This is a genomic window from Pseudomonas sp. 37 R 15 (genome assembly GCF_900004865.1).
Taxonomy (GTDB): domain Bacteria; phylum Pseudomonadota; class Gammaproteobacteria; order Pseudomonadales; family Pseudomonadaceae; genus Aquipseudomonas; species Aquipseudomonas fluorescens_AM.
In genome coordinates, this window is record NZ_CVTV01000004.1 from 1 (window position 1) to 291 (window position 291).

The window sequence follows — 291 nt, forward strand, 5'->3', positions numbered from 1 at the left end:
TGGCGGTGTAGACGATGTTGCCGCCTTCGCCGACGGTGGTGGTTGCAGTCAGAACCACATCGACCTTGTCGATGGTGTCGTTGATCGTGGTGGTCGCACCGTTGCCTGCAACTTCCAGCTTCTCGAAGTTGCCGCCAGTGGTTTCGGTGATCTGAACGGTTTGAGTGCTCTTATCGATGAACACGTCATCGGAAGGCGCAGGCACAGTCACTGTGCCGACGGTATCGCCGGCTTTGATGGTGATCGAGGAGCCATTATCAAGTTTCAGAGTGACGTCACTGCCCGCTTTGT

The 291-nt window shown here is 56.0% G+C and carries 1 protein-coding gene; it reads right to left on the minus strand.

The genetic code is table 11. From position 1 onward, the window contains the following. Window positions 1-291: immunoglobulin-like domain-containing protein (locus BFQ04_RS00020; protein WP_139111874.1), on the minus strand; the 291-nt coding region annotated here is incomplete at both ends.